A 26,214-nucleotide genomic window follows, 5' to 3' on the forward strand; every position below is an offset into this window, starting at 1 on the left:
CAACGCGACGGAGCAAAGCGATGCGGATTTTTGCCAACGGCTGGAAGGGATTCGTACTGATGGCATGGCTGCCCTTTGCTCTGTCTGCTGCTAACCCGGAGGAGATCACGATGTGGATGACCGTCGGAGAACACCGTTTTGCCATTGCTCTTGAGGACAACCCGAGCACTCGGCAATTGCTCACGCGATTGCCGCTGAGCCTGAACATGGTCGACCTGCACAGCAACGAAAAATACGCCACCGTGCAGCCGCCCTTGCCCACGCAGCCCTATCGGCCGGGCACGATCCACAACGGCGATTTCCTTTTGTATGGCGACGATACGTTGGTGGTCTTCTACAAAACCTTCGATTCGTCTTACCGCTATTCGCGCCTTGGTCGCATCGACCGGCCGCAGGACTTGGCCGAGACCTTGGGGCGTGGCGATGTGCGGGTGACGTTCACGCTGGATGAGTGAGGAGATTCATTGATGAAGCTGAAAAACCTGCATCAGCCGCGCCTTCTGCGCATTGTGGCTCTCGGCTGCGCGGTCCTCGCCAGCGCAGCCTGCGTGAATCCTCTGTGCGCCAATCCTTCCCGATCACCGGAGAAACCGATCATGCAAGAACAACCTCTGACGCTTAAGCAACTGGCGATCGCCCCGATTGCCGCCAACGCTGCAATCGGCGACATGCCGCGTTTGCACGACGCACTCAATCGCGGCCTCGATGCCGGGTTGAGCATCAGCGAAACCAAGGAAGTTCTGGTGCAGCTGTACGCCTACGCCGGGTTCCCACGCAGCCTCAACGCCTTGTCCTTGCTAATGAAGGTTGTGCAGGAACGCGCCGCGCGGGGCATTGAAGACGCGCCCGGACGAGAGCCCGGCCCGGTTCCGTCGGGGTATGCACTTACCGAACTCGGCACCGACAATCAGACCCGTCTGGTCGGCGCGCCAGTGTCCGGCCCGCTCTTCGAATTCGCCCCGGCGATCGATCAGTTCCTGAAAGTGCACTTGTTCGGCGACATCTTCGCCCGCGACAACCTGGCATGGACGGATCGGGAACTGGCGACGGTTGGCGCGCTGGCGGCAATGGCTGGGGTGGAATCGCAGCTGGAGTCACATTTGAAGATCAGTCTGAATGTGGGATTGACGGTTGAGCAGTTGCGGCAAGTGGCGCAGGAGTTGGAGGCGCGCGGGGATTTGCAGGCTGCTGAGCGGGTGGGCGCGGGGCTGGGGAAAATCCAGCGGTGAGGGCGGCTCGGATTCATTGCCGCCCTGTTAACGCAATTTCTACAGTGCGCGCTGGCGCCGACTCGCTCCCGGTGAGCTTCCCGTTATCCGCTTGAACGCACGACTGAACGCCGCTTGGGAGGTGTAGCCCAAGCGCTGCGCCACTTCTTCGATCGGCAGTCTTTCCAGTGTCAGCCACTGACTGGCCAAGCGCATGCGCAGTTCGGTGGCGTAGCGCAGCGGCGGGGTGCCGAGGGTGGTCTGGAAGCGTTCGGCGAAGACCGAGCGTGAGGTGTTGCACAGCGTTGCCAGCTCGGCGACGCTCCAGTCGCGCCCCGGTTGTTGGTGCAGGGCCAGCAAAGCTTTCGACAGACGAGGGTCGCGCAGGGCGGCGACGAGACCGGAGGCATTGCCGCAAGCGCATTCGACCCAGCCACGAACAATCATTGCCGCCACTACGTCGGCAAGGCGAGCGAGAATGCCGGCGAAGCCGATGCGCGCTGCGCTGACTTCGCGTTCCATGGTCGCAAGAATTGGCATAAGCCCCGGATAACGCTGGCCGCCGGCGTCGATCAGCATCAGTCCCGGCATCAGCCGACCGAGGCCCTGCAGGCTGCCGAGCTCGAACTCCATACAGCCACTGAAGAGCAGGGCGCTATCGGGCGAAACGGCGCTGTGACCGACCTGCACCGCGCAGACCGTATCGCCGAGTGGCGCGGCGACGGCGCTGTCAATGTCCTGCACTTCGGCGTTTGGGTGTGACAGCAACTGGTGCGCTGCACCATGGGCAATGAATACCGCATTGCCCGCCGCCAACTCGTAAAGGCTGCCGTCCTCCAGTCGCAACACCGTCGATCCAGCGGCAACGAAGTGGAAATACGCATGGCCCGATTTGTCGCTGAAACCCAGACCATACGGCGGACCGGCGTGGATCCGCCGATACTGCACGCCACGCAGACGCATGCTGCGCAGCAATTCAGTGATCAGGTCTGATGACAGTGAAAAGGAATCAGTGCTGCTCATGTTCGGGGTTTCGATCAAAAGTTCAAGACTGCCCATCATAGATCATCCGGTTTGCCGTCAATAGACTGCCCTCTCGAAATGTCCGAGGGAGTCTGGAAATGAATGAACGTGTAGGTGATGGGCGAGCTGAAGAGGAGCCGATGGTTCCTGCGTGGATGGCGGTTTTCTCACTGGCGATGGGTGTGTTCGGTTTACTCACCGCAGAATATCTGCCGGCCAGCCTGCTGACGCCGATGGCGCTCGACCTTGGCGTCAGCGAAGCCCTGGCCGGGCAAGCAGTGACGGTGACCGCAGTGGTGGCGCTCTTTGCCGGATTGCTCGTACCTGGATTGACGCGCAGTCTTGATCGGCGGCTGGTCTTGCTCGGTTTCTCGGTACTGATGATCGCGTCGAATCTGCTGGTGGCGCTGTCGTCGAGCCTCGCAGTGTTGCTGATCATGCGCATCCTTTTGGGCATAGCTCTGGGCGGATTCTGGAGCATGGCGGCGGCCGTGGCGATGCGCCTGGTGCCGGCGGCGCTGCTGCCACGGGCGCTGTCGATTATCTTCAGCGGGATCGCCGTCGGGACCGTGGTCGCGGTGCCATTGGGCAGTTATCTCGGCGGCCAGTTTGGCTGGCGCAGTGCGTTTTTCGCAGCTGCGGCGGTTGGCGTGGTGACGCTGGTCTTTCAAATGTTCACGTTACCGAGTCTGGCGCCGCATCGACCGTCACGCCTGCGTACGGTGCTTGAGGTTTTGCTGCGACCGGGCATTGCCATTGGCATGTTCGGCTGTGTATTGGTGCACACCGGCCACTTCGCGTTGTTCACCTATATCAGGCCATTTCTGGAAAGCACCACCGGAGTCGGCCCGCAGACGCTGGCGCTGATGCTGCTCGGTTTCGGCGTGGCGAACTTTGCCGGCACGCTGTTCGCTGGCTGGCTGTTGCAGCGCAATCCACGCGCAACACTGGTGCTGATGCCGGTGTTGGTGGGCGTTGCTGCTCTGGCGTTGGTCGGGTTACCGGCGTCGCTCACCGGGCAGGCGTTGCTTCTGGCTCTGTGGGGGATGGCCTTCGGTGGCGTGCCGGTGGCATGGTCGAACTGGGTGGCGCGATCGATACCCGATCAGGCCGAAAGCGCAGGCGGCATGGTCGTCGCATCGGTGCAGTCGGCGATTGCCGCAGGCGCCGCCGCCGGCGGTTCGGTGTTCAGTTTCAGCGGCATCAATGGCGTGTTTGTAGCAGCTGGAATTCTGATGTTGCTGGCCGCGCTGCTGATTGCCCTGAAGGTCAATGTCGATGTGCCGGAGCCGGGTTCGGCGCCGGTGGCACCGGTGCATTTGTGATTTGATCAATCCGCCTTACGCGTGGCGGCAATGTCCCAGGTTTGCATGACCTGAGTGATGGCAGCATCAATGTTATCCAGCGCGGTGTTGTCTCTGGCGAGGATGGATATGCCCTGCAGGAAACTGTCGAATACCGTCGCCATCGCCGCCGCACTTGTGCCGCTGGCCAGCTCGCCGGCATTCACAGCACGTTCGACGCAGGCTTGAATGCCGGCACGGGTGCGCTGCCGGGAGTGGGTCAGGGCTTGCGCCACATGGGCGGTTTCCGGGCTCGGTGCGCTCATGACGCCGAGGGTAACCATGCAGCCCTTGGGGTGTGTGTCGTCGCACTGCATGCGTGCCGACTGGCGCAAAGCGGTCTCGATCGCCTGGCGTGGTGGCAGGCTGTCGTCCCACAGGCACTCGGTGACTTGCGCGTAGGTGGTTAAATAACGCTGCACGCATTCATCGAACAACGCTTCCTTGGAACCGAACGCGGCGTAGAAGCTAGGCGCAGAGATACCGCCACCCAGGCCTGCCTTCAATTGGGCGAGCGATGTCGCGTCGTAGCCGTGTTGCCAGAACAGTTGCAAAGCCTGATCGACGGCGTCGTCGCGATCAAACTGACGGGGGCGACCGGTTCTCGCCATGACCTGACTCCTCATTGATTTAATATAAAGACTAGTCGATACAGAAATTGTTGACAACGCTGCGCATGCACCCTCAGGATCTAGATCGATCGGTATTTAAATCTGAGTCGGTTTTTTCGAGGAGCTTCCAGTGACACCTTCAATCACGTTAACGGCTACGCCAAAAGGTCTGCCCATCGGCGCTTTGCTGGCGCTGGCCATGACTGGCTTCATCTGCATCGTCACCGAAACCCTGCCGGCGGGCCTGCTACCTTTGATCAGTGAAGGTCTGGCGATTTCGCCGTCCATGGCCGGGCAAATGGTTACCGCGTACGCATTGGGTTCCGTACTGGCGGTGATCCCGATGACCATCGCCACCCGGGGCTGGCGGCGCCGCAACGTGCTGCTGCTGACGATTGTCGGTTTCCTGCTGTTCAATTCGATTACCGCGCTGTCGTCGCACTACGGCGTGACGCTGGTCGCGCGGTTCTTCGCCGGGGTTGCGGCGGGTCTGGCATGGAGTCTGTTGGCCGGCTATGCGCGACGCATGGTTGAGCCCGAACAGCAGGGCAAGGCGTTGGCGCTGGCGATGGTCGGCACACCGATTGCGTTGTCGCTGGGCGTGCCTCTGGGTACGTGGCTCGGTGGGCTGGTCGGTTGGCGCACTACATTCGGTCTGATGTCGGCGCTGACCTTGGTACTGATCGTCTGGGTACTGGTGAAAGTGCCCGACTACCCGCCGCAGCCGGCCCATCAACGCCTATCGCTGAGCAAAGTCCTGACTACCCCGGGCGTGCGTCCTGTGCTAGCAGTGGTGATCAGCTGGATGCTGGCGCACAACATTCTCTACACCTATATCGCTCCGTTCGTGGCGCCGGCGGGCATGGCCGAGCGGGTGGATGTGGTGTTGTTGAGCTTCGGCATCGCCGCGCTGGTCGGGATATGGCTGACGGCGAAGCTGGTCGAGCCGCTGCTGCGCTCGACGGTTCTGCTGAGTTTGGCGACCTTTGCCGCCGTCTGCGTGGCGCTGGGATTTGGCGGAGGCAACCCAGAGGTGATTTATCTCGGCGTGGCGGCATGGGGTTTGACCTTTGGCGGCGCAGCGACGCTGTTGCAAACGGCGCTGGCTGATGCGGCGGGCGACGGAGCGGATGTTGCCTTGTCGTTGAACGTAGTGGCGTGGAACAGCGCGATCGCTGGCAGCGGTGTCGTCGGCGGCGTGCTGCTCGATCAGTGGGGCGTTACCTCATTTCCGTGGGCCATGCTGGCACTGGTCGCTATCGCCTTCGCCATTGCCTGGGTGCCCGGGCCCACGGTTTCAGGTCAGGCCCGCGCTCCGTAGGAGCTTCGGTGGTGGCGGGGCATTGAACCCAGCCAAGCAGTTTCTTCAACCGCGCTTCGGCAGTTTCCAGTTCGGCCGGATGAAGTGGCAGGTGTAACCGTTCGGAATCCGCTCCAGGTAATCCTGATGCTCGGGTTCCGCTTCCCAGAACGGCCCGGCCGGTTCGATTTCGGTTACCACACGGCCCGGCCACAGCTTCGAGGCGTTGACATCGGCGGCGGTGTCCTCAGCGACGGCGCGCTGCTCGTCGTTGAGGTAGTAAATCGCCGACCGGTAGCTCGGGCCAAGATCGTTGCCCTGACGGTTGGGCGTGCTCGGGTCGTGGATCTGAAAGAAGAACTCAAGGATCTGCCGGTAGCTGATCACGGCCGGATCAAACTCGATTTCGATGGCTTCGGCGTGGTTGCCATGATTACGATAGGTCGCATTCGGCACATCGCCGCCGGTGTAGCCGACGCGGGTTTTCAGCACACCCGGATAGCGGCGCAACAGATCCTGCATGCCCCAGAAGCAGCCGCCGGCGAGAATGGCAGTTTCGGTTTGAGTGGTCATGGTGTGTGCTTCCTCTCGAGACGATGGGGGGATACCCACTGTTATGAGGGCGGGTTGAGAGAATCCAAGGTCACGCTCATGAGAATCGACCACTGGCCTGCTGATCAAGCGACATGCAGGCGACTGCGATTTTCATCAGATCGTATTCAACCAAAGCCAAAGAACGAACGCAGCTTGCTCGGTGACTTGCGCTCGTAGAACGGTTTGGTCTCCCTGAGGAAGTAATCACTCAGCCCGGCTTGTCCCGTCAGCACGCGGCAAAAATCAACCGGCCCGCCATCAGGGGCTGTGTCCCCAGCGACATTGCCGGCTTCGCGCATGACCTGTTCGATATCGCCATCCGCTTCGATGCCGACGATCAAGTGCGGTTTTTCATCAATCGAGGGGTCGTGCATCAGCGCCAGGAATGCGCGTTTCACATTGGCGTGTTTGGCCAGCAGTTGCGAGAGCGAATGGACCATCGTCGATGGGTAGTCCGAAGGCTGTCCAAGCAAGACGTTGGTTTCTTTTTCGACGGTACGCTGCGTGGCGGGCCGGCCGATTTCGCCTGAGAGCAGGCGTTGCACTTCCTCCGGAAGAAATTCCTTGCCGTACGGCGACTTCGGATTGAGAAAGAGCAGCGCGCCCAGAGTGATTTCGAACAATGATCGTGCAGGTATCTCCACATAGCTCTGCTCGCTGTCGATGGATTGTTGCAGCGTTGGCAGTGAGGAGAAGAACGGAATGACCGGCGTGCCATCGGGCTTCTGCCAATGAGCGATGCTGATATTGCTGCCGGCTTCGAGATTGACATGGCCTTGCGCCGCACCGGCGGTGCCGAGGATGTAGACGGTCGAGTCCAGCAGGGTGTGATAGAACTCAGGGCGATGCGCGGGTTCGTCCGCGGCGAGTCGGAGCGATGTTTCCAATGGGTTTTCTTGGGAAGTATCCATGAGGTCAGTCCGTTATTTTCAATGGAGAGCGATGATTATCTGGTCGGTTCGAGGGTACGTGCTTTCACGAATATACTCGTCCAAAGATTCGAATCCTGCGCCGTTCTAAACAACACCACAAAGCCAAATGTGGGAGCGAGCCTGCTCGCGAAGGCGTCGTGTCAGTCGAAACAATTCACGGCTGATACACCGCTTTCGCGAGCAGGCTCGCTCCCACATTTGAATTTCGCGTTGGGTCTTATAGCAAACTCCACGAAACCCCAACATAAACCCCCATCCCTTCACCCGGGGTCGACCGCGCGGCGTCCACTCCCTTGTCGTCATACCCCGGCGTGACCGTTGCCGCATAACGCTTGCCGGTCAGGTTGCGCATGTCCACCCAGCCTTGCCAGTCGCCCTTCGGGGCGTTGTAGCCCAGGGTGGCGCCGAACAGGGCGTAGGGATCGGCGTAGTAGCTGTTGGCGTAGTCCACGGCAACTTTGGACACCAGTTGCGTGTTTACGGCGGCGAAGAAGCCCTGCGGCCAGTCGTAACGCAGTTCGCCCTGGTAATAATGCATCGGCAGGCCCGGCAAGCGGTTGTCGCCGAAGCGCTCATCGTCGCGGTAGTGGAAGTCGCTGAAGGTGTAGGCCTGGCGCAAGCTCAACTGGCGGCCGTCGGCGGCGGTCCAGAGTTTGTTGTTGAGGCTGGCCTCGATGCCCTGGTGCACGGTCGGGCTGGCGTTGAGTTCGTAGGGCGTGACGGCGTTGGCGTCCGGCAGTACCGAGAGCAGTTCGTGACGAACTTGCGCGTAGTACCAGGCCAGGCTCCATTCGCCCAAATGGCTGTCGCCACGGCCGCCGAGTTCCAGAGTGGTAGCGGTCTGGTTTTGCAGTTCGACCGGGTCGCGCTGGGTGCCGGTGGCGGCGCCGTTGCCGGCAGGGAAGCGCACGTTGGAGCTGTAGATCAGCGACCACGGGTGCGGTGCTTCGACGGAGCGGCTGAGGTTGCCGAACACTTGCACGTCCGGGGTGATCTGGTAGCGCAGGCCGATGCGCGGTGCATAGTCCCAGTCGCTGAGACTGGTTTTGCCGCCGCCCTGCGGATAGGTCACGGCGCTTTCGCGGCGGGTGTAGATCGCGGCGAGGCCGGTGGTCAGCCAGAGGTCGTCGGCAATTTCCAGGTCATTGCCGAAATGCAGAACGGTGTCCGAGCCCTGATAAGTGAAGTTGCGCATCCGCGTGCCCGGGGCATAGCTGGCGGTGTTGCCACTCGGGATGCGCACGAACTCGCTGGCGCCATCGTTGGGCAGGTGCTTGGTCACGCGCAGGCCGACATTGCTGCGGCTTTCCATCCCGAACAAAGTGGCGCGGCGCTTGTAGTCGAAGGTGCCGCTGACGTCGGTATAAGCCACCTTCAGCCGGTTCGGGCCTTCGCGCAGATCCATCGGGTAGTCGTGGTAGGCGAGGCCGGTCTGGATGCTCGAATCGTCATCGAGGTAGAACGTGGTCTTGTTGCCGATGAAGGTACTGCCGGGTTGCTTGCGGCTGTCATCGCGGGCCACATACGCCGGGTTGGCTGCCCGTGGGCTGTGTTCGATGGAATGCTTGGTCACGCGACCGGCGAGGTCGTTGTCGGTTTCGCGATAGCGGAAGTAGAAGCGGGTTTCCAGATTCGGGTTGAAGCGATAGCCGAAGTTGGCGACCAGGCCTTTGCTCTCGCTGGCGGTATGGTCCTGATAGCCGTCGGCGTTGGCATCGGTCAGGGACACGTAGTAATCGAAATCTCCCAGCACTTGCCCGGAGCTGACCTGGCGCTGCTGAAAGCCATGGCTGCCGGTGGCGTAGCGCACTTGCAGCTTCGGCGCGGTGTAACCGGTGTGGCTGACGTAATCGATAGCGCCGCCCAGTGCCAGCGCGCCGCGATCGAAACCGTTGGCGCCGCGCAGCACTTCGACATGGTCGACCCACAGTGGCTCGAGCAATTCATACGGTGTGCCGCCGGGGCCGCTCAGGGGCAAGCCATCCAGCATCGTGTAGAGCCCCGAGGCGTGGGCGCCGGGTGCGCGGTTGATGCCTGAACCACGGATGGAAATCTTCACGCCTTCGTTGCCCGCCGACTGTGCATACACCCCCGGCTGATAGGCCAGCACATCCTGATTGCTGGCAACGCGGCCCTGCAACGGCTGGCGCATGTCGACCACGTTGGTGCCGCCGGGAACCTGCTCAAGGCGTTCCCGCGCTTCTTCGACCGCTGCATCGCTGCCACTGCGCTCATCTGCCGAAATCAGCACTTGCCCCAGCTCCAGACCTTGGATCTCGGCCATCGCCGGGCCGGCCAGGGCCAGACCGAGCAGGGCAGTGGGCAATGATTTGGACGACGGCATCGAAAAACTCCAGCAAACAGGGGATCGGGCAATGAACAGTGCGACGTCGGAACAACCTCAGGAAACACATGGCGACAGGGCTTTTTTGCCCGGCGATGGCAAACAACCGGGCGTGAACTAACCTCACGGATCAGGGCCATCGGGTCAATAAACAAATTCAGCGGGCTGTTGAAGCGCGAGGACAGGTTCATGGCGAAAGACAAGAAGAAACCTGCAAAGGCAATCGAACGTCCGCGCTTGAAAAACAAGGACTATCTCGAACAGCTGCGCAAGCTCCACGTTGAGCTGGTCAAGCTGCAGGAGTGGGTCATCGCCAAAGGTGTCAAGGTTTGTATTGTTTTCGAAGGGCGCGACGGTGCGGGCAAGGGCGGGGTGATCAAGGCGATCACGGAGCGCGTCAGCCCACGGGTGTTCCGCGTGATGGCATTACCGGCGCCAACCGATCGAGAAAAAAGTCAGATGCATGTACAGCGCTATCTGCCGCATCTGCCGGCGGGCGGCGAGGTGGTGATTTTCGACCGCAGTTGGTACAACCGCGCCGGTGTCGAACGGGTCATGGGTTTTTGTACGGAGGAGCAGGCCGACAAGTTTCTCAAGTCGATCCCGTGGGTGGAAAACGCCATCGTCGATTCGGGGGTGATCCTGCTCAAGTACTGGCTGGAGGTCAGTCCGGAGGAACAGACCCGCCGGCTCGAAGCGCGAATCAATGACGGGCGCAAGATCTGGAAACTGACACCCATGGATCTGAAGTCCTACAGCCGCTGGTATGACTACTCACGGGCGCGGGACGAAATGTTCAAGCACACCGACACCGATTGGGCGCCGTGGAGGGTTGCCGACTCGAATGACAAACGTCGTGCGCGGCTGAACATCATCACTGATCTGCTCAGTCGCATCCCCTATGAAGAGGTGAAGCGCGACAAGGTCGAGTTGCCGAAACGGCAGAAGCCGGGCAAGTACCGGGAGCCGGATTATGCGTACAAGCGGGTGGCGGAGCGGTTTTGACATTTGCGGGTTTTTTGGGCGTGGCGGCCTTTGGGCCGACCAGGCTCTTGGGGTTTTGGGTGTATATCCGTTTTTTCGGGTGTTGCGGCTGGCGGTTCCGCTCTTACAGCGGGTCACTTTTGCAGACGCCCAAAAGTAACCAAAACGCTTTGCTCCTGCGTTCGGCCCTCGCAGGCTCGGGTTCCTTCGCTCCGGGATCGATCCCGGCGCAGCGGCTCCGGTTTGCTTCGCTGCACCTACACTCGCTGTGTACGACTGCGTCGTACGGTCGCTGCGCTCCCACGCCCGGATCAATCCCTCCACTCAGCCTTCCGACGTCGCCGGTGAGTCAAGATCAAAGCACTCGAGCTTGCGCTCATTGTTGAGTGGTGCGGCTTCGCCGCGGGCAGCTGCGCTGCTTTGCGTTTGCTTTGTAGGCGAGCCTGCTCGCGAAGGCGGCCTGACAGCCGACCTGTTCTTGAGGTGGTACGCGATCCAACTGTAGGAGCTGCCGAAGGCTGCGATCTTTTGATTTTGCTTTTCTGTGGGAGTGAGCCTGCTCGCGATGACGGCCTGACAGCCGACCTGTTCTTGAGGTGGTACGCGATCCAACTGTAGGAGCTGCCGAAGGCTGCGATCTTTTGATTTTGCTTTTTCTGTGGGAGAGAGCCTGCTCGCGATGACGGAGGAACATTCAAATTTAATTTGACAGATATACCGCTATCGCGAGCAGGCTCACTCCGACAAGGTTTTGCGCATCAACCGTCCATCCGTCGTCTGCCCTGAACCTCTCTCGCGCTGATTTTTCTACCGGGTAAGTCCCTCAGGAGATACCGGTATGTTCGATCAGCAAAAGAAGGCATCACTGGCGGCATGGCGCAAGATGGCAGAGCAGGCCGAGGGCGATCTGGATCCGGAACAGCAATATGACGAGCTGCTCAAGGCTGCGGATCAGATGGAGGAGCAAGGCCTGATCACCAGTGCCGAATGGCGCCAGTTGGTGCGTGACGCCGGCAACGTTTTCACCTTGAACCAAGAACAGCCACAGCGCTGACAGCTGTCATCGGAGGACGTCCCATGCTCAGTTATCTGTTTATCGGCGCCAACGACGTCGAGCGTTCGGCAGCTTTTTGCAAGGCGATCCTGACGCCGCTGGGCTACCGGCATGATCGCGAAGAACACTACTGTTTTTACCTGCCCGATTGCATCGACAAGTCCAACGGCCCCGGCAGTGTGCACATCTCGCAACCGTTCAATGGTGAGCCGGCGACACCCGGCAACGGCATGATGCCGGCATTTCGCGCCGACTCGCGGCACCAGGTCGATCAGGTGCACAAGGCCGGGCTCGACAGTGGCGGCAGCAATGAAGGACCGCCGGGCACGCGCGAAGCCTATACGCCGGACTTTTACGTGGCCTATCTGCGCGACCCCGAAGGCAACAAGCTTGCTGTGTTCTACAGCGGCTGATGGATGGAGCCTGTTGATTCGGCCCTGATGGCCGCCCGCGCCCAGTTCGCGATCACGATCAGCTTTCACATCGTGCTGGCGGCGTTCAGCATCGGTCTGGCGAATTTCCTCATGGTGCTGGAAGCGTTGTGGTTGAAAACCGGGCGCCAGGTTTATCTGGATGTTTATCGTTACTGGCTCAAGGTATTCGCCCTCAACGTTGCGGTGGGCACGGCGTCGGGATTGATTCTGGAGTATCAGTTCGGCCTCAACTGGTCGCGGCTGTCGGTGCAGGCCGGTGATGTCCTCGGTCCGCTGATGTTCTATGAAGTGATGGCGGCGTTTTTCATCGAAGCGGGTTTCCTTGGCATCATGCTGTTCGGCTTGAAGAAAGTCGGCCCGCGTCTGCACTTTTTTGCCACGTGCGCGGTGACGGTGGGCTCGCTGATCAGCGCGTTCTGGATTCTGTCTGCCAACTCCTGGATGCAAACCCCGGCCGGCTATTCGATTGGCGCGGACGGGCGTTTCCTTGCCGAGGACTGGTGGGCAATCATCTTCAATCCTTCGTTTCCCTATCGCCTGGCGCATATGCTACTTGCCGTGCTCATCGGCAGCGCGACGCTGATTGCCGGGATCAGTGCCTGGCAATTGCGCAAGGCCCCGGAAAACCCGCGTGCTCGCCTGCAATTCTCCATGGCGCTGTGGGTGATTGCGCTGCTGATGCCGGTGCAGATTGTTATCGGCGATCTGCATGGCCGGCACAGTTTGCAAGCCCAGCCGCAGAAAGTGGCGGCCATTGAAGGCTCGTGGACGCGCCCGGCTCAAGGGGCAGGGGAGCCACTGCGGCTGTTCGCATGGCCGGATATGCAAGAGCGCCGCAACCACTGGGAGGTGGCGATTCCGCGCATTGGTTCCCTCTACCTGCAGCATGACCTGACCAGCACCATCGCCGCGCTTGATGAATTTCCGGCTGAGGACATCCCGCCCGTGGCGCCGGTGTTTTTCGCGTTCCGGCTGATGGTCGGGCTGGGGCTGTTGATGCTTGGGCAGGGTGTGGTCAGCCTGATCCTGCGCCGACGTAATCGCCTGTACACGGCGCGGCTCTGGCTGGGCGCGTGCGTGCTGTTGGCACCGGCCGGATTTCTGGCAATGCTCAGCGGCTGGGTCGTCACCGAAGTGGGGCGACAGCCGTTTACGATTTACGGATTGATGCGCACGGCGGACAGTCTGTCATCGGTGTCCAGGGCTCAAGTCGTCGGGTCGACGTGGCTGATTCTGCTGTTTTATCTGCTGATCTTCGGCATCGGTCTGTGGGTGTTGCTGCGCCTGTTGCGCGAGCCGCCGCAGCAGGATCAACCCGGGCCGCAGCCCACCCTTGCCGACGAAACCGGGCACTGAGGAATAGCAGACATGGACACGGACTGGCTGACTCTGTTGTGCGCCGCCGCATTGGCGTTTTCGGTCATGAACTACGTGGTGCTCGACGGCACCGATCTGGGCGTCGGCATGCTCATGGGCCTCACGGATTGCAAACACCAGCGACGAGCCATGGCGGTGTCGATTCTGCCGGTGTGGGACGCCAACGAAACCTGGCTGGTGCTCGGCGGCGGCGGGCTGCTGGCGTTGTTTCCGCTGGCGTACGCGATCTTGCTGCCGGCCTTGTACGTGCCTTTTATCGTGATGTTCCTCGCCTTGATCGCGCGGGCCATGGCGCTGGAATTTCGCGGATTACGCACCGAACGAGCGACGCAAGCGCATCGTCGACGGTGTGCTGGCCCCGGCTTCGCTGCTGACCGGGTTGGTCCAGGGCATGGTGCTCGGCACTCTCGTGCAAGGCGTTGCGCATCGGGGCGGTCAATACATTGACGATGGCCGCGACTGGCTGAATCCGTTCCCGGTGTTTTGCGGTTTGGTGCTGGTACTCGGTTACGTCTGGCTGGGGACGTGCTGGTTGTACTGGCGCACCTGGATGAATTGCAGCAGCGCTCGGCTCGTCAGGCCCGCATGCTGGCGCTGGTCGTCGCGGCACTATTGCTGGTGCTGATCGCATGGACGGCGACGTTGCAGCCGCAATATGCCCGGAGGCTCGCCGATATTCGCCTGTGGTTGGCGGCAGGGCTGATCCTCAGCGCTCTAGGATGGGGGGTTCAGCAAAGGCCTCCACAGCCGCTTCGACTTCATCCCGCTGTTCGCCGCACTGGGCGTTTTCGTCCCGGCTTTCGCGGTGATGCTGGTCGCGCTATTTCCCTTCATCATTCCGCCGGATCTGACCTTGAGCGAAGCCGCATCCAGCCCGAACAGCCAGATCTTCATGCTGGTCGGATTCGCCGTGCTGATCCCCATCACGCTGGCCTACAACACGTTTGGTTTCCGCGTGTTCAGCGGCAAAGTGCGCGTTGCCAGCGATGGCTGATATTCACGTCACCCGACCTTTTTTGCTCACCAGCGACAGTCGCGAAGCCCGTAGCAGATCAGCAAAAGCCGCCTTGTCGATCGGTCGACTCATGAAATAACCCTGCACCTCGTTGCATTGATCCTTGCCGAGAATCGCCAGTTGCTCCTCGGTCTCGACGCCTTCGGCCGTCACCGTCAGCCCCATGGCTTTGCCCAGACCGATGATCGCCTGCACCACGGCACGGTCGTTGGCGCCGCTGCTGATCGAGGCGATAAAGCGTTTGTCGATCTTGATCCCGTCGAATGGATAGGCGCGTAGGTAACCGAGCGACGAATAACCGGTGCCGAAGTCGTCCATGTTCAGACGCACGCCGAGCTCCTTGAGCTGATTCATGGTGGTCAGCGCGCCGTCGGTGTCGTTGAGCATCACGTTCTCGGTGATCTCCAGTTCCAGACGGCTGGCGGGGAAACGCGTATCCACCAGCACTTCACGAACATCCTCGACGACATCGCTGAGGGCGAACTGCGCAGGCGAGAGGTTGACCGACAGCAGAATGTCATGGGGCCATTCCAGCGCGGTTTCGCAGGCTTCGCGCAACACCCAGCGGCCCAGCGGCACGATCAGGTCGGTCTGCTCGGCCAGCGGAATGAACACGTCCGGTCCGAGCAACCCTTGGGTCGGATGCTGCCAGCGCACCAGCGCTTCGACTGAAACGATGTGTTTGCCGTCGACCTTGTAGCGCGGCTGATAGTGCAGGACAAATTCGTTGTGCTTGAGCGCGTGGCGCAGGTCATCTTCCATTTGCCGGCGCGTCTGGATCTGGTCGCTCATGTGCGCTTCGAAATAGCACCAGGTGTTCTTGCCGTCGGATTTGGCCTGATACAGCGCGATGTCGGCGTAGCGGATCAGATCGCTGGCGGCAAAACCGTGTCGACGACTCAGGGCGATGCCGATGCTGGCGCCGATGTGCAGCGGATGTTGTTCGTAATTGATCGGTTGATGCAGGCTGCCGATCAGCCGTGTGCAGAATTTGTCGATCTCGTTATGGCTGTCCATGCCGTTGAGCACCACGACGAATTCATCACCACCGAGACGGGCGACGATGTCGTGCTCGCGGGTGCATTCGCGCAGGCGCGTGGCGACTTCCTGGAGAACCGCGTCACCGGCAGGATGGCCGAGGGAATCGTTGATCGGCTTGAAGTTGTCCAGATCGATCATCAGCAGCGACAGCGGCGGCGCGTGTTCCTTCAATACCAGGACGTCGTCGAGATAACGCGCCAGTTTGTTGCGGTTGGGCAGGCCGGTCAGGGCGTCATGCATCGACAGGTGCTGGATCTGCGCATGGGCGGCGACTTCGTCGGTGATGTCGCTGGCAGTGCCGCGATAGCCGACGACGCTGTTCTTGTCGAAAATCGGCCGCGCCGAGAGCCGGCAGTGGCGTGGCCGCCCGGAGTGATCGCGATAAGTGCAGCGCAAGTCGCCGGCGCTGTTTTCTTCGCTGAGTTTGCGTAGCCACAGCTCCAGTGGCGTGGTGTCGCAAGACAGTAATTCGCCGATGTCCTGGCCCAGCCACAGGGCTTGCGGGTAACCGGTGACTTCGCTGAAGCGCGCCGACAGATAGGTCAGCGACAACTGATCATCAACTTCCCAGATCCAGTCCGACGCCGCTTCGGCCACGGCGCGAAAGCGTTCTTCACTGGCTTCGAGGGCATGATTGGCTTTCTCGAGTGCCTGATTCGAGGCCTGCATGGCATGAATGCTGTTGTCGACGTATTGCGATGAGCGCAGGGCGTGGCGGAAAAAGTATGCCGTCAGCAGCATCAGCACCAGAAACGTCGCGCCGAGCGGCGGCACCAGCGTCCATAACAGTTGCTGACCGGGCCGTTGCAGGTCGGCGACCAGGCTGTAGCCGGTGCTGTCGAGGGGCACGCTTGGATGGCCTTTCTCAATGGTTTCATCCGGGACGAGGGTCAGGTTCGTCAGGCCATAACCGCTGCCGATCTTGCGCAGTTTGGTCGGGGTCAGCTTGTCGACGAACACCAGCACCGAGGTGTTTCTCAATTCATCCAGCGGGCGCTCGTCATTGGGAATGATCGCGGCAGCGGTGATCAGCGCCGGCCAGCCTTCGAACAATGAATAGCTACTGATCGGCTTGGTCAGATCAGGCTGACTCAGCACCTGCTCGACCAGCGCCGAGGCGGGCGCTTGCAGTACGCTGGATACGTTGGTTTCAACCATCTGCCCGCGAATCACCGCGTACTTGGTGCGATTACGATCAAGGACGAACACGCCGTCGTAGCCGTCGCTGGTGAACAGGGTCTTGCCCATGTTCTGTTCGGTGTAGGCCCAATTGACGTCGATCGGCCCGCTCAAGGCCTCATAGGCGCGGGTCCAGTAGGCATAACTGGTGATGTAGTTTTTCGACGCGGTGATGCGGTTTTCCACGGCGCGCACGGAATAGAACTGATTCTGTTCCAGATCCTTCGCGTCAAGGGTATTGGCAATGCCAAGCAAGGTGCTGATCGCGGCAATGACACCCGCAACAAACAGTGCGCCAACGGCGATGGCCAGGCGCCGGGTGACGGCGCGTTGCGGGGTGGGGATTGGCTGCGCAGGGAGAATAACGGCCATGTGCTCGTCCTTGATCCGGTGTCTTCTGAATCTAGAACAATGGCGAGCGCACAATGTTCAGATTGTTGTTATTGGTATCGCCTGGATTTTTTCAAAGTGTAGCGAATCCGTTGGAATTTCCAGAACCGCCGGCCAGCGGCGAATCCCGAAAGGGCGAGACTTCCCGCACAAAAACCGGATAATGGCCGCCATTCGTTTAGCCGTATTCTGGTAATCCCGCATGGAAATCAAGGTCAACTTTCTCGACAACCTTCGACTTGAAGCCAAGTTCGACGACTTCACGGTGATCGCCGATCAGCCAATTCGCTACAAGGGTGATGGTTCGGCACCGGGGCCGTTCGACTACTTCCCTGGCGTCGTCGGCCTTGTGCGCGGCTTACTTCGTCAAGCTGTACTGCGACACGCGCAATATTCCGACAGAGAACATTCGCCTGTCGCAGAACAACATCGTCGACCCGGAAAACCGCTACAACCAGATCTTCAAGATTCAGGTCGAGTTGCCGGCCGACATCTCGGACAAGGATCGCCAGGGCATCCTCCGTTCCATCGACCGCTGCACCGTGAAGAAGGTGGTGCAGACCGGCCCCGAGTTCATCATCGAAGAAGTCGACAACCTCGACGCCGATGCCCAGGCCTTGTTGATGCCGCAGTCCGATTCCCAGGCAGGCACCTACATCGCCGGCAAGGACCTGCCGCTGGAACAGACCATTGCCAACATGTCGAAGATCCTCGCCGACCTCGGCATGAAGATCGAAATCGCTTCGTGGCGCAACATCGTGCCCAACGTCTGGTCGCTGCACATTCGCGATGCGCATTCGCCGATGTGCTTCACCAACGGCAAGGGCGCGACCAAGGAAGGCGCACTGGCGTCGGCGCTGGGCGAGTTCATCGAGCGCCTCAATTGCAACTTCTTCTATAACGACCAGTTCTGGGGCGAAGACATCGCCAACGCCGAATTCGTCCATTATCCGGACGAGAAGTGGTTCAAGCCGGGTTCGAAAGACGAATTGCCAAGCGAGATTCTCGACGACTACACCCTTGGCATTTACAACCGCGACGGCGAACTGCGCGGCTCGCACCTTTACGACACCAACTCCGGCAACACTCAGCGCGGTATCTGCTCGCTGCCGTTCGTGCGCCAGTCGGACGGTGAAGTGGTGTACTTCCCGTCGAACCTGATCGAAAACCTCTACCTGAGCAACGGCATGAGCGCCGGCAACACCTTGGCCGAAGCGCAGGTGCAGTGCCTGTCGGAAATTTTCGAGCGCGCGGTCAAACGCGAAATCCTCGAAGGCGAAATGGCCCTGCCGGATGTACCGCAAGAGGTACTGGAAAAATACCCGAGCATCCTCGCCGGCATCAAAGGCCTTGAAGAGCAGGGCTTCCCGGTGCTGGTCAAGGACGCCTCGCTGGGCGGTGAATTCCCGGTGATGTGCGTGACCCTGATGAATCCGCGCACCGGCGGCGTCTTCGCCTCGTTCGGCGCGCACCCGAGCCTGGAAGTCGCGCTGGAACGCAGCCTGACTGAACTGCTTCAGGGCCGCAGCTTTGAAGGACTCAACGACTTGCCGCAGCCGACGTTCTCGGGGCAGGCAGTGACCGAACCGAACAACTTTGTCGAGCACTTCATCGATTCCAGCGGTGTGGTGTCGTGGCGCTTCTTCAGCGCCAAACCAGATTTCGAATTCGTCGAATGGGACTTCTCAGGCCAAGGCGAAAACTCCAACGCCGAAGAAGCCGCGACCCTGTTCGGCATCCTCGAAGACATGGGCAAGGAAGTCTACATGGCGGTCTACGAGCACATCGGCGCCAAGGCCTGCCGCATCCTCGTGCCGGATTACTCGGAGATCTACCCGGTCGAAGACCTGATCTGGGACAACACCAACAAAGCCCTGCAATTCCGTGCCGACATCCTCAATCTGCACAACCTCAGCAAGGTTGGCCTGCGCAATCTGGTCCAAGGCCTGGAACGCAGCGAGCAGGATGACTACACCGATATCACCACGCTGATCGGCATCGAGTTTGACGACAACACGCCGTGGGGCAAGCTGACGATTCTGGAACTGCGCCTGCTGATCTACCTCGCACTGCAGAAGTTTGACGAGGCCAAGGATCTGGTTGAGGCGTTCCTGCAATACAACGACAACACCGTAGAGCGCGGCTTGTTCTATCAGGCAGTGAATGTGGTGCTGGAGATGGAGCTGGACGAGGATCTCGAGCTGGAAGACTACGAGGCCAACTTCCGTCGGATGTTTGGTGACGAGCGTATGGATGCTGCGATTGGTTCGGTGAATGGCAGTGTGCGTTTTTACGGTTTGACGCCAACGAGCATGAAGCTGGAAGGGCTGGATCGGCATTTGCGCTTGATCGAAAGCTATAAAAGCTGCACGCGGCGCGGGCTGGTGTGGCGGCTTTGTCGCGTTGAAGAGCTGGCTCAGAACGTTTCGCTTTCGGCTTGAGTGTGGCTGCGTGGCTTGAACCGTAGCCCCTCACCCCAGCCCTCTCCCGAGGGAGAGGGAGCCGATTTTCAAGCTTTTTTAGAATTTGTGTTCGACTCGGTTTCCCAGTCGGCCTATTCCACCAGACACCTCGGTCAATCCCCTCTCCCTCTGGGAGAGGGGTAGGGTGAGGGTTTTTCAAGATTTGAGTTCGGCTCGGTTTCCCAGGTCGGCCTATTCCACCAGACACCTCGGTCAATCCCCTCTCCCCTCTGGGAGAGGGGGTAGGGTGAGGGTTTTTTCAAGATTTGAGTTCGGCTCGGTTTCCCAGGTCGGCGTATCTGCACCAAGCAACTCGGTCAGTTCCCCTCTCCCTTTGGGAGAGGGCTAGGGTGAGGGGCTTTGGCTTTCGCGGCCATGCGCGGCGTTTGCCAACTGCCCCGTATCCACCCGCACAAACACCGAATCACCCACCGCTGTCAGCACTTCCCCGGCATACACCTCGCAAATCACCCGGGTCTTGCGCCCGACTTCACCTTCGACCCGTGCACGCAAGAGCAGCGGTACGCCCATCGGCGTTGGCTTGATGAACTTGATCCCAAGGTTACCAGTCACGCAGTCGATGCGCGGCAGACTGCCGGCTTCGCGGTTTTCTGCGCGGTAGTGCCAGGCCATGGCGGTCCAGTTGGAGTGACAGTCGACGAGCATGGCAATCAGCCCGCCGTAAACCAGATCCGGCCAGCCGCAGTATTGAGCTTCGGGCAGATGCTCGGCGATGACGTGGTTGCCGTCCTCATCCCACCGACTTTTCACGTGCAGGCCTTGCGGATTGCGGCCGCCGCAGCCGTAACAAACGCCTTCGGGGGCGGCGAGGTCTTGCAGTGGGGTGTCGTGGCTGGACATGGCGGGTTTCATCCTGGAGTGGCGAGGCCGGACAGGCGCAAGCGGTTGCGTCCGCCGCGTTTGGACTCGTAGAGCGCGGCGTCGCCAAGTTCGATCAGCGCCGCCAGACTGGCCGGCGGTGTGTCGAACAGGGTGGCGCCGATGCTCAAGGTCACCGAAGCGGACGTGGGATAGGTGTGCGACGCCAGGGCCAGAAACTGTTCGCGCAAGGCGTTGCCCAGTTCAAGGATAGCTTCCGCTGACGCGTTGTTGAGCAGCATCAAAAACTCATCGCCACCCAGCCGCGCCGTCAGCGCATGGGGCGGCAGCTGGGCGCGGATCATCTCGCTCAGAGCAATCAGCAAGCGATCACCGGCGATATGCCCGTACTGGTCGTTGACCAGTTTGAAGTTGTCGATATCGATCAACAGCAACGCACCCGGTCTTTGCGCGGATACGCCGGCCAGCAGGCGTGGCGTGCGCTTTTCCAGGGCGCGGCGGTTGTAGAGGGCCGTGAGCGGATCGCGCTCGGCGAGGCGGGCGATCTGCTTTTCCCGGCGATAACGCTCGGTCCCGGTCATCGACAGGGCGATCAACATGATCGCCATCGCGCCTTCGACCAGCGAGATCTGAATGATCTCGCCGCGAAATGCCGCCAGATCGATCAGCGTGCCGGGGATCACCACGGTCAGGGCCTTGGCCACATAAAAGATGCCGTGGCCGAGCAGCACATAACGCAATTGCACCGCGCCCACGCTCAACGACTTGCCGTGCGGGCGCAGCAGCGAACTGGCCTTGAGGGTCGGGATCGCCACCAGCATTGAGTTGGCCACCAGCATGGCCTTGGACCACAGCGGGCCGTCCGGCAACATCAACATGATCAGCCAGGTTGCGAAAATCAGGTACCACGCCGGCGACAGTCGGGTCTGGGTGAAGCGCGCCACACCGAGCAGGAAAAAGAAATGCGCGGTCACCAGCAGGCCGTTGGCGAACCAGATGCCCAGCAGCAGAAAACCGCTGCTGCGCAGCAGCGCGAGGGTGGAGCCGATGGTGATGGTGGCGAAACCGGCGCTCCAGAACAGTAGCGAAGGCTCACGAATGCTGCGCCACTCGACCGCCAGGTACAGCGCGGCAGCGGCTGCGAGGGCGATCGTGATGGTCAGCATCGTTGGCGGGTCGAGCGGCATTTCCGGGCAGGCCTGTCTGTATGGCAATAGGCCTGCGATTGTAAGCGTTTGGTCAGGTTTTTCGCAGGGGGCGCGTTGCCGGGCAGACCACTGGCGCTTCAGCGGTCACTCTTGCGGGCTTAGCCAGGTGTCTACCACGCGGCGATCGAGCTCTTCCCAATAGGCCATGCCCAGCACCCGCGTGGTATTGAGGCCGCGCAGATAACCGCGCAGTTGCTGGGCGGTATCGCGGATCAATTGCGCATCGCGGGTGGTTTTGTCCAGCAGGACGCTTTCGTATTGCACCAGGTATTCGGCTACTCGGTCGCGATATTCGGGCAGCACGGCGTCACGGATCAGATCAAACGTTCTCAAGGCGAGACCCTCATCATTTTTCTTGAATGTGCTCAGTGTGCATCAGTCTGCGCGACGCGCAACTATTGCTGGAAGTAATAGTGACCATCAAGAAACGCAAGTTCTGCTTTGCCGGCGATCGGCGGAAAATCGCCTCCATCGAAGACGCAGCTCAAGGAAATTGCGCGATGAACATTCTGACTCGACTGGCAATGATCGCCCTGCTGATGGGCGGGGTAGTTACCGCACCGGCTTACGCAGACGACGCCCGGTCGTGTCACCTGCAACCCATCGCCGCCAGTGCCTCGGCGTTGCAGCATACGCAGACCGTGGGGGTGTTGTTGAGCGAAAACACGTTGCAGAACCTGCAATATCTGGAGCGCTACCACGACATGGCGCTCAATGGCGCGAAAGATGCGCTGGATTCGCGAATTCGCGACGCCTTTGTTGGCAGTTCCGACCCGGAACTGGCCCTCGACTGGCTGGTGAGTTCGCTGCAGCAACAGTTCGTCTCGGTGACCGTCTACGACAATCTGGATGCGCTGGTTCAGGCCCATCCGGACGTGGTGGTCAAGCTCGACACCTTTAACCGCTTGCTGACCCAGCGCAACAGTCTGGTCGAGGCGCGCTTCTCTGCACGGTTCTACGACGCCGACCTGCAATACATCGGCAAGGCCGAGGGGGCAATCGAGCAGGAGCTGCCTTCGGTCTGGGTGCATGACCGGGCGGCGCCGCAGATCGCGGCACAGATCAATCAGCAGCGTGATCTGCAACTCAATGCGCTGAAGCAATTCGATGTGTCGCTCAAGGCCCTGGTGGCGTCGAGCTGATTCTCCAAAAAATTGAATGGCAGCGGCGATCCCGTGAAGTCGAACCGTTGCCGGTTGAACCGAACCTTTATTTTCAGGATTTACCTCGATGCGTCCCTTATTCGTACCAGCCATGGCTTTTGTTTCCCTTTGCTCGGCGGTTGTGCTTCGGCGCCGAACGATCCGACTCTGACGTTGCAGACCAGCAAGACGCCGGCGCAGTACGCCGATTGCGTGGTGCCGAAGTTGCAGGGCAGTGCGTTGAATCCGACGGTTTCGCAGAGTCAGCGCAGTTATCGGATTGTGGTGCCGAGCAAGGTGTCGGCGGATAACGTGCTGGAGGCGTACAAGGCGGGGAAGGGCGGCAAGGTGTTCATTTATGAGCGGCATTTGCTGGCGTCGAATTTGTTGCCTTCGAGTTTTGAGCGGGCGGCTCAGGAGTGCATTTGATCTGAGCGCTTGACGGGTTTTGACAGAGCTCCTTTGGTTGGCCGCAACCAACCAATTTTTTCGCCCCACACTGGTTTTCGGTTGTGGGGCTTTTTTTGGACTTGGCGGCCTTTGGGCCGACCATGCTTTGGGGTTTTTGGGTGTATATCCTTTTTTGGTGGTGTTGCGGCTGGCGGTTTCGCCCTTACGGCGAGTCCCTTTTGGCAAACGCCCCAAAAGGAACCAAAGGTCTTCGCCCTGACGTTCGGCCCGCTCGCTGGGGCTCGGGGTTCCTTCGCTCCGGGATCGATCCGGGCGCAGCGGCTCCGGTTTGCTTCGCTGCACCTCCTTCCGCTGTGTCTGGCTGCGCCAGACGGTCGCTGCGCTCCCACACCCGGATCAATCCCTCCACTCAGCCTGCCGACGGGCTCCGGGATCAAAAGCTACTCGAGCTTGCGCTCATCGTGTTGGGTGGCGGGACGGCCTGCTTGGTTTGCTTTTGCTTTCCTGTGGGAGCGAGCCTGCTCGCGAAGGCGGCCTGACAGCCGACCTGTTCTTGAGCGGAACGCGATCCAACTGTAGGAGCTGCCGAAGGCTGCGATCTTTTGATCTGGCCTTCGCTTTTGCTTTTCCGTTGAGAGCAAGCCTGCATTGGACTTTGGGTGTTGACCAGTTCCTGTCTACGCCACAAAAAACTGTGGGAGCTGGCTTGCCAGCGAAGGCGGCCTGACAGACGCCCCATTTCTCACTGAATGTACGCAATCAAACCTGTGGGAGCGAGCCTGCTCGCGAAGGCGGTGTGTGCCGCGATCACGAACAGCGCTCCGGAACCCGTTCACCCCGTCACACACCCAACCGGCACTTTCCCCGCAAACGTATCAACCAGACTCGCCACCACCATTTCCCCCATCCGCGTGCGAGTCTGCAATGTTGCGCTGGCTCGATGAGGTTGCAGCACCACCTGTTCATTACCAAACAACGCTTCCGGCACATTCGGTTCATCAACGAATACATCCAGCCCAGCCCCGGCAATCTCTCCCGCTGAAAGCGCGGCCACCAGATCCGTCTCATTCACCAGTTTGCCCCGGGCGACGTTGATCAGGTAACCGTCCTTGCCCAGCGCTTGCAGCACTGGCGCGTCGATGATCGCTTCGCCCTTGTCCGCTGCGGCGGCGAGGATCAGGGCGTCGCTGTCGCGGGCCAGTTGTTTGAGGTCGGCGACGAAGGTGTGGGGGACGTCGCTCATTGGTTGCAGGTCGGTGTAGCTGATCGGGCAGCCGAAGGCGGCGGCGCGGGTGGCGATGGCGCGGCCGACGCGGCCCATGCCGACGATGCCGATGCGCATGCCGGAGACTTGTCGGGCCAGGGGCAGTGGGGCGAGTGGGGTTGGGCTTTGCGGCCATTGGCCGGAGCGGACGTAGCGGTCGCTGGTGCACAGGCCGCGACAGACCGAGATGAGCAGGCCGATGGCGAGGTCGGCGACGTCTTCGGTGAGGGCGCCGATGGTGGCGGTGACGCGGATGCCGCGGTCGCGGGCGTAGGCCAGATCGACGGCGTCGGTGCCGACGCCGTTGACCGCGACGACTTCCAGGTTCGGCAGTTGCGCCATCAGCGCCTGGCTGATGCCGGTGTGGCCGCCGGTGATGACGCCGCGAATGTTGGCGCCGTGTTCCTTTATGTAGGCGGGTTTGTCCGCTTGCTGGAAGTAGCGGCGTACGGTGAACAGTTCGTCCAGACGCGCGTTGATTGCCGGGATCAGGATCGGGCTCAGTTGCAGGATTTCTGGCTTCATGGCTACCTCGTTACGCAATAAAAGGCCGGCTCAACCGCGGCCGGCAAACGGCATGGCGCTGGCCATGACGGTCATGTTCAGGACGTTGGCCGACAGCGGCAGGCCGGCGATGTAGCGCACTGCATCGGCGACGTGTTTGACGTCGACCATCGGCTCGACGGCGATGCTGCCGTTGGCCTGGCGTACGCCTTTGGTCATGCGCACCGACATTTCGGTCAGGGCATTGCCGATGTCGATCTGGTTGCAGGCGATGTTGAATTCACGGCCATCCAGCGCCAGGGATTTGGTCAGGCCGAGCACGGCGTGTTTGCTCGCGGTGTAGGCGCTGCTGAACGGGCGCGGCGTGTGTGCGGAAATCGAGCCGTTGTTGATGATCCGCCCGCCCTGCGGCTGTTGTTTGCGCATCAGCCCAAACGCGCCGCGAGCGCACAGAAAGACTCCGTTGAGGTTGGTGTCGATCACGTTGCGCCACTGCTCGAAGGTCAGCTCGTCCAGCGGCACGGCGGGGGCGTTGACCCCGGCGTTGTTGAAGACCACATCGAGGCGGCCGTAGACCTCGGCAATGGTCGCGAACAGCACGTCGACACTGGCCGGATCACGCACGTCGGTGGGCACCGCCAAGGCTTGATGACCCTGGCTCTGCGCCAGTTCGACCAGCGTTTGCAAGGGCTCGGGCCGGCGTCCGGCGAGCACAAGGGTAAAGCCGTCGGCCATCAGGCCGAGTGCCACGGCGCGGCCGATGCCACTGCCGGCGCCGGTCACCAGCGCGACTTTCAAAGAGGTCGTCATATTGTTGTTCTCCTTTTTCTTAATCCGCAGGATCAGGGCCGTGGGCCGACGCGCATTTCCAGGTGGCCGATGCCGTCGATGCCAGCGTTGATCACATCGCCGGGTTGCAGACTGTCAACGCCGGCGGGGCTGCCGGTCATGATCAGGTCGCCGGCGCGCAGGGCCACGGATTGCGAGATGCGCGCGATCACTTCGCTGACCGACCAGATCTGGCTGTCGAGGTTGTCGCGCTGGCGTTCTTCGCCGTTGACGTTCAGCCACAACTCACCCTCGGGATGGCCGCAGCGGCTCACCGGGACAACGGCAGTCATCGGCGCGGCGCCGTCGAACACCTTGGCGCCTTCCCACGGCAAGCCGTTGCTCTTGGCTGCGCGTTGAACATCGCGGCGGGTCAGGTCGAGGCCGGCAGCGTAGCCCCAGACGTAGGCCAGAGCCTGATCTTCAGGGATATGGGCGCCGCCTTCACCGATGGCCACGACCAGTTCGATTTCGTGAACGAAGTCCTCGCACACTGAGGGGAAGGCGACGTCGCCGACGGCATCGACCACGCAGCTTGCCGGTTTCATGAAAAACACCGGCGGCTGGCGCGACTGGCCTTGAGAGTCCGGCCATGGGTAGTTGCGGCCGACACAGAACACCCGGCCGACGGGGAAGCGCTGCTCGGTGCCGAGGACCGGCAAGGTCACGGGCAGATCCGGGGTAAAGACGTATTCGGTCATGTTCATCCTGCGGGTCATCCTGTTT

At 60.9% G+C, this 26,214-nt stretch carries 23 protein-coding genes and 3 pseudogenes; 14 read left to right on the forward strand and 12 right to left on the reverse strand.

Going from position 1 to position 26,214, the window contains the following annotated elements:
- Positions 1 to 20: 20 nt before the first annotated feature.
- Positions 21 to 455: a cyclophilin-like fold protein gene (locus tag AB4O12_RS06275; RefSeq protein ID WP_460060854.1), complete on the forward strand. Its 435-nt coding sequence runs from the start codon at positions 21 to 23 to the stop codon at positions 453 to 455.
- A gap of 141 nt (positions 456 to 596) precedes the next feature.
- A complete protein-coding gene (locus tag AB4O12_RS06280) occupies positions 597 to 1,229 on the forward strand; it encodes a carboxymuconolactone decarboxylase family protein (RefSeq protein WP_224787239.1) in 633 nt (210 codons plus the stop codon).
- A 39-nt stretch (positions 1,230 to 1,268) separates the two neighbouring features.
- On the opposite strand, the gene AB4O12_RS06285 is transcribed toward AB4O12_RS06280, so the two are convergent.
- The gene (locus tag AB4O12_RS06285; RefSeq protein WP_460062401.1) at positions 1,269 to 2,267 is read right to left on the reverse strand and encodes a cupin domain-containing protein; all 999 of its coding nucleotides are present in this window, start codon (positions 2,265 to 2,267) and stop codon (positions 1,269 to 1,271) included.
- Positions 2,268 to 2,329: 62 nt separating this feature from the next.
- On the opposite strand from AB4O12_RS06285, the gene AB4O12_RS06290 reads away from it, so the two are divergent.
- The gene (locus AB4O12_RS06290; RefSeq protein ID WP_236169032.1) at positions 2,330 to 3,556 is read left to right on the forward strand and encodes an MFS transporter; all 1,227 of its coding nucleotides are present in this window, start codon (positions 2,330 to 2,332) and stop codon (positions 3,554 to 3,556) included.
- A gap of 5 nt (positions 3,557 to 3,561) precedes the next feature.
- Here AB4O12_RS06290 and AB4O12_RS06295 read toward each other — a convergent pair whose 3' ends face one another.
- Complete coding sequence (locus tag AB4O12_RS06295; RefSeq protein WP_150635571.1) at positions 3,562 to 4,185, reverse strand: TetR/AcrR family transcriptional regulator; 624 nt, start codon at positions 4,183 to 4,185, stop codon at positions 3,562 to 3,564.
- A 130-nt stretch (positions 4,186 to 4,315) separates the two neighbouring features.
- Between AB4O12_RS06295 and AB4O12_RS06300 the strand changes: the two are divergent.
- Positions 4,316 to 5,532 (forward strand): annotated as a pseudogene (locus AB4O12_RS06300) (MFS transporter).
- A 19-nt stretch (positions 5,533 to 5,551) separates the two neighbouring features.
- Here AB4O12_RS06300 and msrA read toward each other — a convergent pair.
- The 3 genes from msrA to AB4O12_RS06315 form a co-directional block, all read right to left on the reverse strand.
- The gene (gene msrA, locus AB4O12_RS06305) at positions 5,552 to 6,058 is read right to left on the reverse strand and encodes a peptide-methionine (S)-S-oxide reductase MsrA (protein WP_460060858.1); all 507 of its coding nucleotides are present in this window, start codon (positions 6,056 to 6,058) and stop codon (positions 5,552 to 5,554) included.
- Positions 6,059 to 6,204: 146 nt separating this feature from the next.
- On the reverse strand, positions 6,205 to 6,990 hold the full coding sequence (sseB, locus tag AB4O12_RS06310; protein WP_460060860.1) for an enhanced serine sensitivity protein SseB: 786 nt from the start codon (positions 6,988 to 6,990) through the stop codon (positions 6,205 to 6,207).
- 238 nt (positions 6,991 to 7,228) lie between these two features.
- Positions 7,229 to 9,355: a TonB-dependent receptor family protein gene (locus AB4O12_RS06315; protein ID WP_460060862.1), complete on the reverse strand. Its 2,127-nt coding sequence runs from the start codon at positions 9,353 to 9,355 to the stop codon at positions 7,229 to 7,231.
- Between the two features lie 189 nt (positions 9,356 to 9,544).
- Between AB4O12_RS06315 and ppk2 the strand changes: the two genes are divergently transcribed.
- The 7 genes from ppk2 (at position 9,545) to AB4O12_RS06350 (ending at position 14,198) form a co-directional block, all read left to right on the forward strand.
- Positions 9,545 to 10,360 carry a polyphosphate kinase 2 gene (ppk2, locus tag AB4O12_RS06320; protein WP_056785103.1) on the forward strand — a complete coding sequence of 272 codons (816 nt, stop codon included), beginning with the start codon at positions 9,545 to 9,547 and terminating at the stop codon, positions 10,358 to 10,360.
- An 817-nt stretch (positions 10,361 to 11,177) separates the two neighbouring features.
- Entirely contained in the window at positions 11,178 to 11,393 is a 216-nt protein-coding gene (locus tag AB4O12_RS06325) for a hypothetical protein (protein ID WP_041480440.1), read from the forward strand.
- A gap of 23 nt (positions 11,394 to 11,416) precedes the next feature.
- A complete protein-coding gene (locus AB4O12_RS06330) occupies positions 11,417 to 11,806 on the forward strand; it encodes a VOC family protein (protein ID WP_460060865.1) in 390 nt (129 codons plus the stop codon).
- 27 nt (positions 11,807 to 11,833) lie between these two features.
- Complete coding sequence (locus AB4O12_RS06335) at positions 11,834 to 13,183, forward strand: cytochrome ubiquinol oxidase subunit I (RefSeq protein ID WP_460060867.1); 1,350 nt, start codon at positions 11,834 to 11,836, stop codon at positions 13,181 to 13,183.
- Positions 13,184 to 13,195: 12 nt separating this feature from the next.
- Positions 13,196 to 13,651 carry a cytochrome d ubiquinol oxidase subunit II gene (locus tag AB4O12_RS06340; protein ID WP_460060869.1) on the forward strand — a complete coding sequence of 152 codons (456 nt, stop codon included), beginning with the start codon at positions 13,196 to 13,198 and terminating at the stop codon, positions 13,649 to 13,651.
- Entirely contained in the window at positions 13,554 to 13,829 is a 276-nt protein-coding gene (locus AB4O12_RS06345; RefSeq protein ID WP_460060872.1) for a cytochrome d ubiquinol oxidase subunit II, read from the forward strand. Before AB4O12_RS06340 ends, AB4O12_RS06345 begins: the two co-directional genes overlap by 98 nt.
- Before the next feature lie 183 nt (positions 13,830 to 14,012).
- A complete protein-coding gene (locus tag AB4O12_RS06350) occupies positions 14,013 to 14,198 on the forward strand; it encodes a cytochrome d ubiquinol oxidase subunit II (protein WP_460060874.1) in 186 nt (61 codons plus the stop codon).
- A gap of 3 nt (positions 14,199 to 14,201) precedes the next feature.
- Here the strand turns inward: AB4O12_RS06350 and AB4O12_RS06355 are convergent, their stop codons facing one another.
- Positions 14,202 to 16,811: a bifunctional diguanylate cyclase/phosphodiesterase gene (locus tag AB4O12_RS06355; RefSeq protein WP_460060877.1), complete on the reverse strand. Its 2,610-nt coding sequence runs from the start codon at positions 16,809 to 16,811 to the stop codon at positions 14,202 to 14,204.
- A gap of 220 nt (positions 16,812 to 17,031) precedes the next feature.
- Here AB4O12_RS06355 and AB4O12_RS06360 point away from each other — a divergent pair.
- Positions 17,032 to 19,236 (forward strand): annotated as a pseudogene (locus AB4O12_RS06360) (OsmC domain/YcaO domain-containing protein).
- A 400-nt stretch (positions 19,237 to 19,636) separates the two neighbouring features.
- Here AB4O12_RS06360 and AB4O12_RS06365 read toward each other — a convergent pair.
- From AB4O12_RS06365 to AB4O12_RS06375, 3 genes are all read right to left on the reverse strand, one after another.
- Positions 19,637 to 20,152: a PaaI family thioesterase gene (locus tag AB4O12_RS06365; RefSeq protein ID WP_460060879.1), complete on the reverse strand. Its 516-nt coding sequence runs from the start codon at positions 20,150 to 20,152 to the stop codon at positions 19,637 to 19,639.
- A gap of 8 nt (positions 20,153 to 20,160) precedes the next feature.
- Positions 20,161 to 21,318: a GGDEF domain-containing protein gene (locus AB4O12_RS06370; protein ID WP_460060882.1), complete on the reverse strand. Its 1,158-nt coding sequence runs from the start codon at positions 21,316 to 21,318 to the stop codon at positions 20,161 to 20,163.
- Positions 21,319 to 21,423: 105 nt separating this feature from the next.
- On the reverse strand, positions 21,424 to 21,672 hold the full coding sequence (locus AB4O12_RS06375; protein WP_041480432.1) for a hypothetical protein: 249 nt from the start codon (positions 21,670 to 21,672) through the stop codon (positions 21,424 to 21,426).
- Positions 21,673 to 21,839: 167 nt separating this feature from the next.
- Here AB4O12_RS06375 and AB4O12_RS06380 point away from each other — a divergent pair, with 167 nt between their 5' ends.
- Both AB4O12_RS06380 and AB4O12_RS06385 read left to right on the forward strand, forming a co-directional pair.
- Entirely contained in the window at positions 21,840 to 22,481 is a 642-nt protein-coding gene (locus tag AB4O12_RS06380; protein ID WP_460062403.1) for an ATPase, read from the forward strand.
- A gap of 88 nt (positions 22,482 to 22,569) precedes the next feature.
- A pseudogene (locus AB4O12_RS06385) lies at positions 22,570 to 22,910 on the forward strand (hypothetical protein).
- Between the two features lie 814 nt (positions 22,911 to 23,724).
- Here the strand turns inward: AB4O12_RS06385 and AB4O12_RS06390 are convergent.
- The 3 genes from AB4O12_RS06390 to AB4O12_RS06400 are packed head-to-tail and all read right to left on the reverse strand — an operon-like array spanning position 23,725 to position 26,195.
- Positions 23,725 to 24,681, reverse strand: a complete 957-nt coding sequence (locus tag AB4O12_RS06390) for a 2-hydroxyacid dehydrogenase (protein ID WP_460060885.1) — start codon at positions 24,679 to 24,681, stop codon at positions 23,725 to 23,727.
- 30 nt (positions 24,682 to 24,711) lie between these two features.
- Positions 24,712 to 25,470: an SDR family oxidoreductase gene (locus AB4O12_RS06395; RefSeq protein ID WP_460060887.1), complete on the reverse strand. Its 759-nt coding sequence runs from the start codon at positions 25,468 to 25,470 to the stop codon at positions 24,712 to 24,714.
- Between the two features lie 32 nt (positions 25,471 to 25,502).
- Positions 25,503 to 26,195 carry a fumarylacetoacetate hydrolase family protein gene (locus AB4O12_RS06400; RefSeq protein ID WP_460060889.1) on the reverse strand — a complete coding sequence of 231 codons (693 nt, stop codon included), beginning with the start codon at positions 26,193 to 26,195 and terminating at the stop codon, positions 25,503 to 25,505.
- Positions 26,196 to 26,214 lie beyond the last annotated feature (19 nt).

This window comes from Pseudomonas sp. S2_A05, assembly GCF_054668485.1.

Coding starts and splice junctions, on each gene's coding strand:
- AB4O12_RS06400 (WP_460060889.1), bottom strand. CDS start 26,195: ATGAACATGACCGAATACGTCTTTACCCCGGATCTGCCCGTGACCTTG.
- AB4O12_RS06380 (WP_460062403.1), top strand. CDS start 21,840: ATGAACATTCTGACTCGACTGGCAATGATCGCCCTGCTGATGGGCGGG.
- AB4O12_RS06350 (WP_460060874.1), top strand. CDS start 14,013: ATGCTGGTCGCGCTATTTCCCTTCATCATTCCGCCGGATCTGACCTTG.
- sseB (WP_460060860.1), bottom strand. CDS start 6,990: ATGGATACTTCCCAAGAAAACCCATTGGAAACATCGCTCCGACTCGCC.
- AB4O12_RS06355 (WP_460060877.1), bottom strand. CDS start 16,811: ATGGCCGTTATTCTCCCTGCGCAGCCAATCCCCACCCCGCAACGCGCC.
- AB4O12_RS06285 (WP_460062401.1), bottom strand. CDS start 2,267: ATGGGCAGTCTTGAACTTTTGATCGAAACCCCGAACATGAGCAGCACT.
- msrA (WP_460060858.1), bottom strand. CDS start 6,058: ATGACCACTCAAACCGAAACTGCCATTCTCGCCGGCGGCTGCTTCTGG.
- AB4O12_RS06290 (WP_236169032.1), top strand. CDS start 2,330: ATGAATGAACGTGTAGGTGATGGGCGAGCTGAAGAGGAGCCGATGGTT.
- AB4O12_RS06390 (WP_460060885.1), bottom strand. CDS start 24,681: ATGAAGCCAGAAATCCTGCAACTGAGCCCGATCCTGATCCCGGCAATC.
- AB4O12_RS06340 (WP_460060869.1), top strand. CDS start 13,196: ATGGACACGGACTGGCTGACTCTGTTGTGCGCCGCCGCATTGGCGTTT.
- AB4O12_RS06370 (WP_460060882.1), bottom strand. CDS start 21,318: ATGCCGCTCGACCCGCCAACGATGCTGACCATCACGATCGCCCTCGCA.
- AB4O12_RS06395 (WP_460060887.1), bottom strand. CDS start 25,470: ATGACGACCTCTTTGAAAGTCGCGCTGGTGACCGGCGCCGGCAGTGGC.
- AB4O12_RS06325 (WP_041480440.1), top strand. CDS start 11,178: ATGTTCGATCAGCAAAAGAAGGCATCACTGGCGGCATGGCGCAAGATG.
- ppk2 (WP_056785103.1), top strand. CDS start 9,545: ATGGCGAAAGACAAGAAGAAACCTGCAAAGGCAATCGAACGTCCGCGC.
- AB4O12_RS06280 (WP_224787239.1), top strand. CDS start 597: ATGCAAGAACAACCTCTGACGCTTAAGCAACTGGCGATCGCCCCGATT.
- AB4O12_RS06315 (WP_460060862.1), bottom strand. CDS start 9,355: ATGCCGTCGTCCAAATCATTGCCCACTGCCCTGCTCGGTCTGGCCCTG.
- AB4O12_RS06330 (WP_460060865.1), top strand. CDS start 11,417: ATGCTCAGTTATCTGTTTATCGGCGCCAACGACGTCGAGCGTTCGGCA.
- AB4O12_RS06335 (WP_460060867.1), top strand. CDS start 11,834: ATGGCCGCCCGCGCCCAGTTCGCGATCACGATCAGCTTTCACATCGTG.
- AB4O12_RS06275 (WP_460060854.1), top strand. CDS start 21: ATGCGGATTTTTGCCAACGGCTGGAAGGGATTCGTACTGATGGCATGG.
- AB4O12_RS06365 (WP_460060879.1), bottom strand. CDS start 20,152: ATGTCCAGCCACGACACCCCACTGCAAGACCTCGCCGCCCCCGAAGGC.
- AB4O12_RS06295 (WP_150635571.1), bottom strand. CDS start 4,185: ATGGCGAGAACCGGTCGCCCCCGTCAGTTTGATCGCGACGACGCCGTC.